The sequence below is a fragment of the Xenorhabdus sp. PB62.4 genome, from assembly GCF_014467285.1.
Classification (GTDB): Bacteria; Pseudomonadota; Gammaproteobacteria; order Enterobacterales; family Enterobacteriaceae; genus Xenorhabdus.
Genome location: NZ_NKHR01000010.1, coordinates 78,888 through 93,295, shown reverse-complemented (window position 1 = coordinate 93,295; position 14,408 = coordinate 78,888). Strand labels below are relative to the sequence as shown.

The 14,408-nt window shown below is 41.1% G+C and carries 12 protein-coding genes; all 12 read right to left on the bottom strand.

Annotated features, from left to right (window positions below; translation table 11 throughout):
• Window positions 1-8: 8 nt before the first annotated feature.
• The 12 genes from Xenpb_RS10655 to Xenpb_RS10600 all read right to left on the bottom strand — a co-directional run bounded on the left by Xenpb_RS10655 (window position 9) and on the right by Xenpb_RS10600 (window position 14,397).
• Entirely contained in the window at window positions 9-560 is a 552-nt protein-coding gene (locus Xenpb_RS10655; RefSeq protein ID WP_187654298.1) for a type VI secretion system baseplate subunit TssE, read from the bottom strand.
• Between the two features lie 82 nt (window positions 561-642).
• A complete protein-coding gene (gene tagH, locus Xenpb_RS10650; RefSeq protein WP_222942948.1) occupies window positions 643-2,271 on the bottom strand; it encodes a type VI secretion system-associated FHA domain protein TagH in 1,629 nt (542 codons plus the stop codon).
• A gap of 95 nt (window positions 2,272-2,366) precedes the next feature.
• Window positions 2,367-2,912, bottom strand: a complete 546-nt coding sequence (locus Xenpb_RS10645) for a type VI secretion system tube protein Hcp (RefSeq protein ID WP_187654297.1) — start codon at window positions 2,910-2,912, stop codon at window positions 2,367-2,369.
• A gap of 85 nt (window positions 2,913-2,997) precedes the next feature.
• On the bottom strand, window positions 2,998-4,503 hold the full coding sequence (tssC, locus tag Xenpb_RS10640; RefSeq protein WP_187654296.1) for a type VI secretion system contractile sheath large subunit: 1,506 nt from the start codon (window positions 4,501-4,503) through the stop codon (window positions 2,998-3,000).
• Window positions 4,504-5,055 (bottom strand): type VI secretion system contractile sheath small subunit, encoded by a 552-nt coding sequence (gene tssB, locus Xenpb_RS10635; RefSeq protein ID WP_187654295.1) that lies wholly within the window; start codon window positions 5,053-5,055, stop codon window positions 4,504-4,506.
• Window positions 5,056-5,194: 139 nt separating this feature from the next.
• On the bottom strand, window positions 5,195-6,271 hold the full coding sequence (gene tssA, locus Xenpb_RS10630; protein WP_255523106.1) for a type VI secretion system protein TssA: 1,077 nt from the start codon (window positions 6,269-6,271) through the stop codon (window positions 5,195-5,197).
• A 38-nt stretch (window positions 6,272-6,309) separates the two neighbouring features.
• Complete coding sequence (gene tssM / locus Xenpb_RS10625; RefSeq protein ID WP_187654294.1) at window positions 6,310-9,993, bottom strand: type VI secretion system membrane subunit TssM; 3,684 nt, start codon at window positions 9,991-9,993, stop codon at window positions 6,310-6,312.
• 38 nt (window positions 9,994-10,031) lie between these two features.
• Window positions 10,032-11,261, bottom strand: coding sequence for a DotU family type VI secretion system protein (locus tag Xenpb_RS10620; protein ID WP_187654293.1), 1,230 nt, complete (start codon window positions 11,259-11,261; stop codon window positions 10,032-10,034).
• Window positions 11,262-11,312: 51 nt separating this feature from the next.
• Window positions 11,313-12,653 (bottom strand): type VI secretion system baseplate subunit TssK, encoded by a 1,341-nt coding sequence (gene tssK / locus Xenpb_RS10615; RefSeq protein ID WP_187654292.1) that lies wholly within the window; start codon window positions 12,651-12,653, stop codon window positions 11,313-11,315.
• Between the two features lie 25 nt (window positions 12,654-12,678).
• Window positions 12,679-13,161, bottom strand: coding sequence for a type VI secretion system lipoprotein TssJ (tssJ, locus tag Xenpb_RS10610; protein ID WP_187654291.1), 483 nt, complete (start codon window positions 13,159-13,161; stop codon window positions 12,679-12,681).
• A 198-nt stretch (window positions 13,162-13,359) separates the two neighbouring features.
• Window positions 13,360-13,764 carry a DUF4150 domain-containing protein gene (locus Xenpb_RS10605; protein WP_187654290.1) on the bottom strand — a complete coding sequence of 135 codons (405 nt, stop codon included), beginning with the start codon at window positions 13,762-13,764 and terminating at the stop codon, window positions 13,360-13,362.
• 12 nt (window positions 13,765-13,776) lie between these two features.
• A complete protein-coding gene (locus Xenpb_RS10600; protein WP_187654289.1) occupies window positions 13,777-14,397 on the bottom strand; it encodes a DUF3540 domain-containing protein in 621 nt (206 codons plus the stop codon).
• Window positions 14,398-14,408: the final 11 nt, after the last annotated feature.

Sequence of the window (14,408 nt, the reverse complement as noted above, 5' to 3'; positions counted from 1 at the left end):
TCCTGTTTTTATCCTGTTTCTTTCATAATGAAATAACCATTTTCCAGATCGATATCACTGCGGAATAAAAATTCAAGTGGCCAGGGAATACACCACAAAAACCCTTTTATTTCGATGGATAATATATTGTATAGCGACAGTGAATTTATATCGGAAATGCAGTTCACCTGAAGGTTATCGGGAATGATGCGCGGTTCAAAAATACGAATGGCATTAATAATCTTATTTTGAATATCGCACCATTCGATATCAGACATATTTCTACCGGCCAGTGGTTCCATGCCGAAGTTATAAACAGAGTGTTGTATTTCTGGGAAAGAGGAAAGATCTTGATTAGGTTCTCGATTGATGCTGTTAAGTAACCACTGCAAATCCCGTAGTACATTTTGCCGCAGGGCTTTGTGTGATAATAGGTAATTGTTGACAGTTTCTTTTTTCTTGACAGTGTCGTTATCTGTGAGCCTGTCAAGTAAAGAAGGCAGCATTTTATCTCTGGCTGTTATGCGCGGAGGTTTTCTCGCATGATAACCGCCATATAATAAAGTAATATTGTCATTCATTAGTCACCTATTAGGTATTATGGTTATGGGTGATATTGGTTGAAGTGACGAAAAAATTAGAGGAGAGAAAAATTAATTCTTTTTATTTATTTGGTTTATTTTGAGAACATTTATATCGATGTATTTCTGCCTCATAGGCTTGCAGGAAATTTTTCCCGAATAAAGCATCATCCTGATCAAGTTTATGTACTGTTTTCTGATAATGTTTAGCGAGATAATCCCATAAAGCGGCTTTATAAGTTGATGTTAATGATAAACGAGGAAATCCACCCTCTTTGTGTGCTTTTTGTTCAATAACGTTAGGATCGAATAATTGCAGGATATCTGCTGTAATGGTACGTAATCCGGCGATCATACCTAATTGATGGGCTTGGAGTTCAATTAAAATATCCCGCGTAGCTTGTTCTGGTGACATAAAGCCAGGCATCTGGTTACCAAACATCTGAACCAATACAGCCTGGCCTGAAGGTAAAAGTTTAAACGGATTGTTGGCATCAGCCAAAACTTGGGTCATGTCTGCATCTGTCTTGTGTTTTAACAAGGTTCTTGAAGCATTAAGAGCCATAATGCCTTGGGATAGCTGACTGACCAATTTCCCCAATTGATATATTTTATGTTCATCAAACTGGGGTTGTTGAATATAATTGAGTCCCATACCGTTTAATAAAGCTTCCAGAAACTTACCTTCTAATTTAACTTCATCTGTTTGGTGTGGATGTGGGGTATAGGTGATGGGATCAATATCAAGACGTTCGCCGACACTTTCGTCATTTTTACTGTTATTATCATGACGAAAAGAATGATCTTGATAATTAACAGGTTCTTGATAATAGTTTTGATTCTGGAGTTCAGTGTCTGATGGATTTTTTACTGAGTTCTTGGTTATTTCTTCTGTTATGTTATCCAAAGGCGCCAGTGGTTCAGCATTATTTAGCATTAAGTTCAAGGGATCATCATTTTTAATATTCCCCTGAGTATGCTTATTGGCAAATAGTACCAGAGGATCAATTTCCTGCTTATTGTTCTGATTACCATATTGATTACTTTGCTGTAATAACGCGCTGGGCGTGGTGTCATTCAGAATATTTTCTTGTTGGAAATCGGTATCAGGATTAAACATTGTAATAGGATCAGTGGCACGGAATTGCAGGCTATCAAGGTCGATTGTTGTCTCCATTTGTTCCAGTGGATCAATAGGATTACGTTCCTGATGTTGTTGGGGCTTTATCAGCGGATTATCATCATTCAATGGTGTCGTTTGCGCTAGTGTAGTCTCTGTTGGAGTGAAAATATTTTCCAATCCGTCCCAGACCTCATTAGGAATATCCCCCGGTTTATTGTTGGAAGATTCAGTCGTATTGAGCGTTCGCGTTGTGGCCGAGGGTGGTGTACTTTGTTTGATATTAACAACCTGAATTTGATAATCACCAATATTCAGCATATCACCATCACAAACTTCAACCTGACGGTCGGGTGCCATTGGGATTGTGTTCAGTGAAATCTCAGAAGCAGTACCACGATTAATCATGCGGCATTCGCCATCGGAAGAAATAGAAACAATCGCCTGTAAACGGGCTATGGCCTGTTCTTCATCGGGTAAAACCCAGTTATTGTCCGTGCTACGGCCAATAGTACCGCCAGGTGGTGTAAAATCATAACTGAGTTGTGGCGGTTGGTTTGTTCCGGTATTTTTAACAATGGTGAATCGCATAATTATGGATGCCTATTGTTGGTGGAAGTAATCCCCTTTTTGGGAAAAGGGGATTATTATAATGTGAATCCATTTTGTAAGTATTAATATAAATTTTATGTGGCAGAAGGCGCACTACCTTTATGCGCACCCAGATCACCTAATGTTGATATAGTGACTTCCTTCCCTGCGGTAAGATCATAACCAAATAAAACGGCAGCCTGTTGTACTCCCTGATCATTTTGCGGGAAATAAGCAAAACCGAATTTTTTGGCGGTAATAGCTAATGATATTCCGCTGGAATCTGGACTAATATTTACATCACTAGTGTCAAAAGCAACATCAATAAAAATAAATCTTTCTATAGGAAGAGACTTATCTCCTGGGCCTGATACGCAACGTTCTATTACTGCCCAAGCATGGGTTGTCTTCCTGAACATACTGGCTAAAATCGTTACAGAAGCTTTATTAAATTCAGTATAAAAAATCAGAGGACTAATATAGCCACGTCCTGCATGACCTCCGGTGACAACTGATGATACTGCGTTTGATAAACATATACTTGAACTGAAGATATTTATCCAATCTTTATGATCAGAATCTAGAGATTCACCTGTTATTTTGTCGACTTTTAGGAAAAAGTTATTAAAAGGAACACTCATAATATGTTACTCCTATAAGTACTTCATTTTTTGAAATGGATTAGAATCAGCAGTACATTATTAATAGAAATGGCATAGAAAATAGCTAAGATTTTGCTGAGGGTAATTTTGATACAAGTCGTAAAGACACTGTTAAACCTTCTAATTGGTAATGAGGGCGAAGGAAGAATTTTGCATTATAATACCCAGGGTTACCTTCTACTTCTTCGACCTGAACTTCAGCCGCTGCCAAAGGTTTCATGGATTTGGCTATTTGAGATGAATTAATGGGATCACCATCAATATAATTTGTGATCCATTGATTTAACCAGCCTTGTATATCCTCCCGATCCTGAAAAGATCCAATTTTATCGCGCACAATGCACTTTAAATAATGGGCAAAACGGCAGCAAGCAAATAAATAAGGTAAACGAGCCGAAAGATTCGCATTAGCAGTAGCATCAGGATCATCATATTCTGCTGGTTTTTGGAGTGATTGTGCGCCAATAAATGCTGCCATATCCGTATTCTTGCGATGTAACAACGGAATAAAACCATTCTTTGCCAATTCTGCCTCACGACGATCACTAATTGCAATTTCAGTGGGGCACTTCATATCAATTCCCCCATCATCGGTTGGGAAAGTATAACAAGGCAGATTTTCCACGAGTCCGCCGGACTCTATGCCACGGATAGAAGTACACCAGCCATACAGTTTAAATGAACGATTTATATTAATGGCCATAGCATAAGCAGAATTGGCCCAAGTGTAGTTGCTGTGTGTGGGGCCTTCCGTATCCTCTTCAAAATTAAAAGCGTCTACGGGGTTGGTTTTGTTGCCATAAGGCAGACGAGAGAGAAAACGGGGTAGCGCCAACCCCAGATAACGAATATCTTCAGAATCACGCAAACTGCGCCAAGGGGCATATTCCGTATTCTGAAAAACTTTGGTCAGATCGCGTGGGTTAGAAAGTTCTTGCCAGGATTCCATTTGCAACACACTTGGTGCGGCACCTGTAATAAATGGGCAATGGGCTGCTGCACTAATTTGTGCTATTTCACGCAAAAGCTCAACATCAGGCGCGGTATGGTCAAAATAGTAATCACCAACCAGACACCCGTATGGTTCACCACCAAACTGACCATATTCTGCTTCATAGATCTTTTTAAAGATAGGGCTTTGATCCCAACTGACGCCTTTAAAACGTTTTAATGTGCTACCCAACTCTTTTTTGGAAATGCACATCACACGGATTTTCAGCATTTCGTCAGTTTCAGTATTATTGACCAGATGATGCAGGCCGCGCCAGGCGCCTTCCAGAGCCTGGAATTCGTCATGGTGCAAAATATGATTAATTTGTTGCGATAATTTACTATCGATTTCAGCAATGAGGGCCTGAATGGTACGGTAGGTATCACCGGAGAGCGTGACAGTATTTTCCAGCGCCTGCTGAGCTAACGTTTTCACCGCATTTTCAACGGCATTGCGAGTCTGATCACTTTGGGGTCGAAATTCTTTATTCAGGAGTACACTCAGCTCATCAGGCGTATACTCTTTCGGTACCTGTTCTTGCTCTTGCTGAAGTTCAGTTTCTTGTTCAGTTGTGCTCATTTATGACTCCTTATTTTCAGTCTCTTCTTCAGGGGTATTCTCTGTTTCAGTAGCACTTTCTGAAGGTTTGGGCGCTTCGGCCAGAGATTTCATCAAGGCCGGGTTTTGCAGAATTTCGGAGATCAGTTGTTCTGCGCCGTTTTTACCGTCCATATAGGATAATAAGTTTGCCAGTTGGGTCCGTGCCTCCAGCAGTTTAGCCAACGGCTCCACTTTTTTAGCAATGGCATCAGGTTGAAAGTCTTCCATTTTTTCAAAGTCTATTACGACACTCAGCTTTTCATCCCCTGTTAACGTATTGTCGACTTGAAAAGCAACACGGGGTTTTATTGATTTCATGCGCTCATCAAAGTTATCAATATCAATTTCCAAAAAGCTGCGTTCATTGACCTCAGGCAAGGGTTTTATCGGCTTTCCGGCTAAATCAGCTATTACCCCCATAACAAATGGTAATTGAATTGTCTGTTCTGAACCGTAAAGTTCAACATCATATTCAATCTGTACACGTGGGGGACGATTTCGCCCGATAAATTTTTGTCCACTGGATTTCATAGCAAATTCTCCATTACTGGCTAATTAATTTGACAGCTTAATAAGTTAATAAGTTAATAAGTTAATAAGTTAATAAGAAATGAGTCGCTAATAAGGCATGTTGAAATAAGAGTAGAAACGGCTAACTTTACTCTGTGTCTCAGTTATCCTGACGACCAAAAATGATTTCGAGTTGATTTAGTCCATCTGGGGCAAGATCATAAACAATATCAACAAAATCACGATCAATTAACCGCTGAATGCGGGCAATCATCATCGGAGCAGGATGACTGGGTTCATACTTAAGAAAATAGTCTTTGGCTTTCTCTAATAACATGCGTGCTTCATCACGGTTGTTGGCTTCTACTTCGCTCCAATACGTTGATGTCTTATTTTCCGTATTCTTTGATAATAGGGAGTTTGTCCGTTCCGCAAAGGGGGGGATTGGTGTTGGTGCATCCGGCATTTTTCCTTTGTCAGGAATGTTTTTGTCAGAAACATGGGTTGCTGATTGAAATACTGGTGCGTGGCAAAATTCGATTACCTTATTTAAATTCTTTAAAAGATTAGATAATTCAGGCACATATATTGCTGGTAATTTATTGCCAATAATGTTCAGTATTGCGATAAGGTGATCGCGAATACTTATTACGGCTGTAATTTCGGGGTTATCACCTAGTTGTTTTAATTCTTCCACCAATCGAGTGCGCCCACCTGTATAGCCACAAATTTCAGTTATTGTTCCGTCAAGTAATGAAAAGACTTCCTGTAATGACAATTCTTTTGAAATGCTTTTCAGCAGAATGGAACGTTTCACTTGTAAGGTAAGAGGTGAATCATCTTCAATAGCCGCGAGTATATTAAGGCGAAACAACGGATCATATTCTCCCTCAAACTCCAGTGTCGGCCAGACCTCCTCCCAATAGCGCTCCAGTGTTTGCCTGAGCAAATCCATACCATCGGCATAACCACATAATCCCCGCATTTCTAACCATGATTGTGTTAGCGCTATGATGACACGCAAGTCTTTAGTACGACTCAATAATTTTATGGATTGCTTTTCTACTTCTGTCCAGTTGGGCTGTTCTGCGGGAATAGTAATATCACCAAATTGCTGTTCTACTTTTCCGAACAAGGATTGTTCTAACTCCATAAATTCGGCATCGTATTCCAAATCTTCTCCACAGGGCGATTCGGTGCTGATTGGCTTAAGTAAGGCATCAATATTCATAGTCATTTTCTGCTCGTGTTGATGATTAAATACGCTACCGATTTTTATGAATTTATTAAGTTGGGGCAGGTGAAATTGGGTAGCTGAAATGGGCTAAAAATACTGTTTGGGATAAATTTCAATGAAATATGATGACCATTGATGTTGAATGTTGCTGACAGGCTCATATCGCTACTGGCGCTTTGTTGTTGTGGAAAAGGTTTCGCATAATCTAGCAGGCGGTTTAAAGCCCACGGGCCAGAAGCCATTAAGCTGGCTGTTGTTCCATCTGCTAAATTCAATTGGATGCGAACCTGATTTGTTTTACCGGGACCGGGCCAATTGAACCGCTGTGAAACGGGAGGGCCGTGACTATATTGTAATTGCTGACCGTCTACATCCAGTATCATGCTCAATATGTTGTAATCCATATCAACCGTGCGCACGATGATTTGGAATGAAGGCGCAGTGGCTTCACCAGTAAAAAAGGTATTGCGGATAATCTCAGCTTGTTTAAATGGCTTGAGTAATTCTTTATTTTCCGGCGATACTTTTCCATCCACTACTGAGATAAAACGCCAGTCTGGTTGGCTGGTATCCACTTTTCCCACAAGATTCTTCTGGAAAAAGCTGTCCATCATGCCTGCGGGTGCAAACATTCGTGCCATGTCATTGGGTTTTATATCATTACGGGCGCTATGTGACAGCGGGTAGCGGTTGGCAATCGCCTGATTGCAGAAACTGCTGACTTCTGCGTTAAGATGCTTACCGATATTCTTTATATCACTGAGCTGCGTATCACTGTTGGCACCCATCGCCAATGAAGAAATCATATTTCTGAACGGGATGGGCAGAAGTTCAGCCGTTGCCTGTAGCTGCATAATGATTTTATTTGGTGGTGCAGGCATACCTATATTCGCTGCATCTTGTACCGAATTCAGGTATTCATATAATTCATTGATTTTTTTCAATATATTATCAAAAGGAATTTTTTTGGTTTTGCCATCAGAGATTTTTGCCAATGCAGTGATTTGTGCAAAATGCTCTTTTAGTGTTTGTTCTGGTGTAGGTTGTTCGTCTTCTGGTCGCAGTTGATTGGGGACGAGTTTTGTTAATGATTTAGCGTGATTATTGACGAGATTGCCTATTTTATCTGCCTTGCCATTGCTCAGCCCTTCATCCAAGGTGACATTCTTACTGATATTAATCAGCAGATGACGCATGGGAGAAAGATTTGAAGCTAATAAGCGGGCCATGTTGGCGCGTTGCTCCATATTGGTGATATTGTTCAGGCGAATATCAGACAGAAATTGATCCCACTGATAAATATAATCATTGATATAAAACTGGCGTACAAAAAATGCGATCTCTTTAGGAGGTTGTTTTCTTTCATATTTTCCCAGTATCCAGCTATCCTGACTGTACAGCGTATCGATAAGCGCGTTGAGATCCTTGCCAAAACCTGTTTTATAACCTGCCGGAGTAAACATTCCGGGTATACCCTGGGTTATCGGTGTACCACTGATACGCGAAAAAACAAGTTCAGTTTGAGGACCTGCAAGAGTTATCAGGCTTACCGGCGGTAAATTAGCGTTATTCAACAAGTTATACTTCAAATGAGTATAGATGCGTTGTGCTGGTGGAATGCTGCTGAGCTGAGCCTGTTTTTGTTCCACCAGTTGGTTATCACGGATATAGGGTGATGTGACAATTTGATTGTCCAGCAGTTGTTTAAGATGTCTGTCAATTTGAGAAAACTGTTCTTGGTCTTGGGGAATACTGGGTTGCAAATGGGTTTGCAGATATTGCATTACCCAATTACGTAAAAACTGACTGTCATAATACTTGGGCTGATATAACATTTGATAAGCTTTCAGCGTATTGTATGCGCTATCCACATTAGCATCTTTGTCTTGGCGCAACTCAGAGGTTATTAACTGTGCGATTTGTGGCAACAATAATGAATTTAATGTCTTTGTGTATAGGGTTCTGCTTGCATCACTAATCTGTTCACCACAATACAATCCCATCCGGTAGGATAGAGGGGGATCATCAAGTGAAAATTTCTCACTCTTCGCCAAATTAGCCAGATTGTTCAAAACAGGTAGCAGGGAATAAGTATCGATATTATTGGTTTCTTTTTTTAACTCAGCATCTTTTAATTCAGCACCTTGGCGAAGAATAGGGGGGATCTTAGCCTGTACTTCTATGAGGTAATTTTTGTTGTTGCTATAGCTGGTAAAAAATAAGGTGATAATGAATACCAAAATTGTAACCAGAATCGTATAACCCAGTCCATTCAGCAGATAACTGCGGTATACCCACCAGCGGTTGTAACTGGCTAGTCCCGCTTCCTGAAAAATATTTCCCAATAAGTTCTTCAGAAAATAAGCCTGATGAATTTGAGGCTGATTAATGGGAGGTTGATGTAAAAAGTCCTCATTATTCTGCCATGCCTGATGATTGTTCCATGATAGTGAACAACTATTATTATCTGTTGGTAATTGGAGATGATGGTTAAGCCTTTCCATGACCTTATCAAATGGCACGTCTTTTTGCATTCCACTGGTGAAATAAAGCCCTCGTGGAGAGTAAGGAATTTCAAATCCAGATTTAGCGAATACGAGTTCAAGGTATTGCCCAATTAATGGACGTAATGCGGCGAATTCTTGTGGAAATAAATAACTTTCGGCACAGTGCCGAGGCATATTGTGTTGCAGTAAAATATTGGGTAATTCTGCATCTAATCTTTTTTGTAACAGATCATATTGCTGTTCAAAAAAATCGCTTATATTCCAGTCAGTTTTATTCCACGGGAAAGTAAATCCCCAGATTTGATTGTGTTGCGTCTTGTCAAAATGAGCAAAGTAAGCATTAAATCCTTTTAATAAGTCTGTTTTCGTGACGATGACATAAATCGGAAACCGGATTTTAAGCTGTTCATGTAATTCTGCTAAGCGCCTGTGTAACATATAAGCCTGCCGTTCACGGGCTTCCTTGGATAAATTCAGCAAATCTTCCACACTGACAGTCATAATGACGCCATTGAGAGGCTGGCGTGTACGATATTGTTTCAACAGCTTAATGAAACATTTCCACTCACTGGCGTCTTGTATTGGCTGCGTATCTTGTGTGATATATCGTCCCGCCGTATCCAGCAGGACTGCGTCATTAGTGAACCACCAGTTACAGTCATTAATTCCTTTCATGCTGTACAGTGCCGATTTTTCGAAATGGTCTGATAATGGAAAATGCAGGCCGGAATTTGCCAGTGCGGTAGATTTCCCTGAATGAGGTGCTCCGATAACGACATACCATGGTAATTGATATAAGTATTGTCGATTGAAGAAATGCCTCCAATTCGGTTTGTATTTGGTATTCAGTCCATAAAAATAGGCGTTTTTCAGGAGCCGTGAAGCATGAGAAAAACGTTCTGACAGTGTTGTTGTATATTGAACCTGTTCACTTTCGTCATTCTCCTTGTTTTCCTTACTGTCCTTGCTCAATTGATTAGATAACTTTTTTTTATCCAACCATGCCCGGTAAAGGCGGGGCACTAACTGAATTAAAACCCAAATAAGAAATAATGAGGCGATGGTAATTATGCGTACCCAATTTGATTCAAAAGGCACCATGCTGCCGATGGAAATAATAGGCCCAATAAACCAGATAATGGAAGAAATGGCGGTTATTCCAAGTAAACTCCACATTAACCGGCTGGTAATGATGGAAAGAATGGCGTTCAACATGTTTCAGTTTTCTCACTCCGTCTGATTTACAGGAGAAACTAATTTACAGGAGACACTAACAGTATGATTTCTACACGTCTGTTTTTAGCTCGATGGCTCGGTGTATCATTTGGCACTAAAGGGTTACTGGCTCCTCTTCCTTCCGTTTTGACACGTGCGGGTTGATCCAGATATTTTTGAAGTTCTCTTTTTACTGCCTTGGCTCTGGCGAGTGATAGTGCATAGTTGGATGAAAAACTCGCGCTGTACATGGGAACGTCATCGGTATAACCAATAACCAGAATTTCACCTTTGAAACGGTTTATTGTCTCAGCAATGTTCTTGATAATATTCAAGTAATGGCTGTTAATGTGTGTGGAACCTGTTTTGAATAATCCATCACCTTGCAAGGTGATGATACTTCTGTCAAACGAATCGACCACATTCAGTAATCTTGTGGCATTTTCCTTCCTTAGCATCTCTTGCAGATTCAACGTCGGTGGTACGGCAGGTACAGCAGGTACGGCTACGGCGGGTGATATCCGATCATTAACTGACACGTTAGGCAAATTGGTTTGATAGATTGTGGCTAATACAGGGCTGGCGAGATCACCTAATTGCCAGTTCAACCCAATATACAAAATACAAACGAAAAAACTGATCACCGCGACACCGGCCCATATCGGGAAAGGGGATTGCCAGAGTTTGTTCGGTGCCGTAGTGTTCTTGAGCACCGGTGATAATTCCGGGGGATGGTTTCCACGGACTGAATAAATTAACTGGAATAGACGTTGCTTCACGGTTTCCAATTGGGAGCGTCCATTATCCATAATGCGGTAACGCCCCTCAAATCCAAGTTGTAGGCAAAAATTAATGAGTTCCAGCAGAAACAAATTTTCTTTTGGTTTCTGTGATAATGTCGCTAATAGCTGGAAAAACTTTTCACCTCCCCACGTTTCATTGTGAAAGGTAACCAGTAGCCCACTGCCGGACCAGACACTACGAACTCCCCAGGGTGTTAATGCCGCAGCTTCATCCAGCGCGGTACACAGGCAATAACGTGCTCCGATGATCACTTCGTAAGGAAGTTTGGCTTGCTGGCATTTCACTTCAAAGCCCCGGATTTCATCGATCAATTTTTGTCGTAAGCCTATTGGATCTGGATGTTCTGTGGAGTGGCGGATCTGCGGGATACTATTCAACAGAGGGTTTGCGGCATGAACCAAGGAGTTATCACGAGAGTCACCAGAAAACACCGTATAATCATGTGCATTTTTGCTTTGCGTCATATGAAACGTTCCCTCTATTTATTTTTATTATTCTTATTCAGCCTGATTACGTTATTTGGGCTGATTACGAATAGCCCAGAATTCCATGTTCAGGCCAGGAAATTCACCAGACAGATGTAATGCAAAACCACCGGATTTCTCCATTTGGTTCCATAATTCACCCTCTTTTTCTAATTCGAAGTATAAATAGCCTGAATGCCAAGGGATCTGTCTGGGGACGGATGGCATTGCACATACTGAAATACCGGGTAATTGCAACTGAACCAGTTCACGTATACGGCCAACAGGGGCAATTTTCATCTGGGTAGGAAAACGGTTCATCAACGTTTCTTTGGGAACATCAGCATAAACGGCCAACACAAAACTGAATGTGTTCAGCATGTTGACGTCTGGCAAAGTGGCCACATTCAACCCATGAGAATATTCGGTCAGAGGTAACAGGATCGCATGTTCTTCTAAAATGATTGATAACCCTTGACGCAATTCGAACATCAGATGATCGAAACACATTGCCAAATTATCATGATCATAAATTGGGAGTTTTTCTTCCGGCATTCGTGTTTGAGAAAAACTGGCTAATTCGGTAGCAAATTGTAGCCATTCACTGAACAGGCGTTCTGGATGCAGTAATGGCAAATTTCGTATGTGGCTCACCTGACCGCTATAACGGTTTATCAATGACAGCAGAAGAAAGTCCATGACTTCTGAATCGTTGCGTCGTCCCAATTGTAACAAACGCTGGCTTATTTGCTGGCGACGCTGTTCCAGCAAACCCTGCAAATCTGCAATGAAACTGACCACTTGCGGATGTGCATGACAATTGAGTAGGGGAGGAATAAATTGTGAACTGATATGCAGCTTATTATCGCGGCTTCTGTTCATAACATGCACAATACTCAATGAAGTCCATTCTGGTGTTAGATCTGATTTCAGCATTAACCGCAGACGCATTCTCCCAAACTGCACTGTGGCACTTCCGACTGACATCGCATTAAAATCATTGACTTCAGACTCAACGCTGACAAAACGTGCCATGGAGTCGTTTCTCTCACTGAAAATGATCTCTTCTTTTCCTCCCCGGAAAATTGGCAATGCCAATACGACATTTTCTCCTGTTTGATTTTCTGCAATTTGCAAGGGCGTTGGTGCCTGGGCTTCATTAAAACGAAATGGCGTTCCATCAGGAAAAATGCCGCTGGCTGATGAAACCATCACCTTGCCTTGCTCAAGAAATGACTGATCCAATTCCAGAGTCAAAAAGCCCCAATAATATGAAGTTTGTGCCATTCCCCAATCTCGGACATAAGCTTCCAGATAATTTTCAGATTGTTGAAAGTGATGGGGACGTAAAAACATGCCTTCTGTCCAGATAACTTTTTCTGATCTATTCATCCAGTTCCTTCCCTTGCGGCATACATTAATTGTCTTTATTGATAAGATTCAAACCGTTGCCTGTGACTTGAATGTATATGTCTAATTCGTCTGGCGATGAGGCCCAAAATTGGTAAAAAGCAGGTTGTTCAGGTTCGGGGACGGGGAATGAGATGCGCCATTTTTTCCCATTCAATTGTTTATATTCAGCGAAAATTCCGATGTAGCTGGCTTCTGGCGTATTTTTTTCAAACCAGAATCGTTTATTTTGGGCAGGCAGTAAAAAAAACTGATCAGCATTCACCAGTTTATTGCCCAATACAGCTTCTGCTTTTTCTTGTAGTGAAAAGAAATCAGCAGACATAAACTCTACATTGGATTTCAACAAGATAACGTGTATTTTCAGTGGGGCTGAGTTATTCGCGTTAATTGGGATATCAAAAATCAATTTATAGGGTGGCAATTTTTTCTGTTCTGGTGATGAAGAACATCCTGTGAATGCCATCAAAACAAGAGAGAATAATATCATTCTTATCCATCTGATATTTAAATTTAATTTGTTTATCAAAACTCTCTTTGTTTTATCAGAAAAAGGTCGTTTTTCATGGGGAATATTCCCTGCATTGTCCATGATTTCCCCCATTTTCCATTTTGTAATCAGCGATTGATTTAGCCTCATTGAGGGATTCATTGAGGGATTCATTGAGGAATAAAAAAACAAGGTGAATCAGGCACCTGAAATATCGACTTTTATCTGGCTAGGGGCGGAACGTGATCCCATGGTATTGGTTGAGTTCTGCATGGTCAGGCTTGATAAACGGGTTGCTGGTGAACCTTTAATCAGCACACTATTAGCGCCCAGCGTATGACGGGATGGTCCCATTACCGTACCTGAAACAACGCCAAGATTAACACCGGCATTATCTCCATTCGTCATAGCAATGTTTGTTGACATGTTATGGGCAGGACTCCCCATAAAAAGAATATTGGTGGTACTGGGACTGATACCAGTCGTACCTTGCGCAAAATTGGGATAAGGTATTGGTAATGGTGGCAACGGGGGCGTTGGTGTCAGGCAGACATCTGGTATTATTGCCATATCTGTGCCACCTGCTTGGGTATTAGCGTACATCGCTTTTCCTCCTTAGCCAATGTGGATTTGTTCAGCATCTATTTTGGTAATTGCTTTGGCGGAAATGACCGTATTTTGGGCATGTAATCGCATATAGTTTTCAGCCTGCATATCCAATTGCCCTGCGTGCACTTGCTCTGTTTGTGTGGTATGGCGAAATAGCCGGTTACTCAATTGTGTGACGACCTGCCAAACGGATTCAAGTTGATTGCCTATGATTCTGGTGACAGAAACCCAGGCGGACAGAGATTCGCCACTGTATTGCATTTCATTGATATGGCAGTTCCCGTTATCTGCTGTAATATTCAGTCCATTGCTGTATAAGCTCAAATTTCCCTGAGAAGTTATGGATAAGTCACCGGGGATATTTATTTCAGCCGGGTTCTGTTGTTCAGTCCGTTCTAATATAGCCAGTATCCATAACTGTTCATGGACCTTTGTGACCAATACGGTGTCGCCCATTCCTGGGGTTAAAAGACAACTGGCAGCCCGTCGGCAATGCCAACCCCGATTTTTGCTTTCGACCATCAAACTGCCATCCTGAAGAATATTCACGACCTGTCCCGCAATCTGTTGTAGTGGTTCGGTAGCAAGAGAAGAATATGAAGAGAGAGCATAAGAGGATTCCGTCATTTCGATTCTCC

What these genes read in the sequence shown, in the direction of transcription:
- Xenpb_RS10655 (WP_187654298.1), bottom strand. Translation starts at nt 560, where the DNA reads ATGAATGACAATATTACTTTATTATATGGCGGTTATCATGCGAGAAAA.
- tagH (WP_222942948.1), bottom strand. Translation starts at nt 2,271, where the DNA reads ATGCGATTCACCATTGTTAAAAATACCGGAACAAACCAACCGCCACAA.
- Xenpb_RS10645 (WP_187654297.1), bottom strand. Translation starts at nt 2,912, where the DNA reads ATGAGTGTTCCTTTTAATAACTTTTTCCTAAAAGTCGACAAAATAACA.
- tssC (WP_187654296.1), bottom strand. Translation starts at nt 4,503, where the DNA reads ATGAGCACAACTGAACAAGAAACTGAACTTCAGCAAGAGCAAGAACAG.
- tssB (WP_187654295.1), bottom strand. Translation starts at nt 5,055, where the DNA reads ATGAAATCCAGTGGACAAAAATTTATCGGGCGAAATCGTCCCCCACGT.
- tssA (WP_255523106.1), bottom strand. Translation starts at nt 6,271, where the DNA reads ATGACTATGAATATTGATGCCTTACTTAAGCCAATCAGCACCGAATCG.
- tssM (WP_187654294.1), bottom strand. Translation starts at nt 9,993, where the DNA reads ATGTTGAACGCCATTCTTTCCATCATTACCAGCCGGTTAATGTGGAGT.
- Xenpb_RS10620 (WP_187654293.1), bottom strand. Translation starts at nt 11,261, where the DNA reads ATGACGCAAAGCAAAAATGCACATGATTATACGGTGTTTTCTGGTGAC.
- tssK (WP_187654292.1), bottom strand. Translation starts at nt 12,653, where the DNA reads ATGAATAGATCAGAAAAAGTTATCTGGACAGAAGGCATGTTTTTACGT.
- tssJ (WP_187654291.1), bottom strand. Translation starts at nt 13,161, where the DNA reads ATGATATTATTCTCTCTTGTTTTGATGGCATTCACAGGATGTTCTTCA.
- Xenpb_RS10605 (WP_187654290.1), bottom strand. Translation starts at nt 13,764, where the DNA reads ATGTACGCTAATACCCAAGCAGGTGGCACAGATATGGCAATAATACCA.
- Xenpb_RS10600 (WP_187654289.1), bottom strand. Translation starts at nt 14,397, where the DNA reads ATGACGGAATCCTCTTATGCTCTCTCTTCATATTCTTCTCTTGCTACC.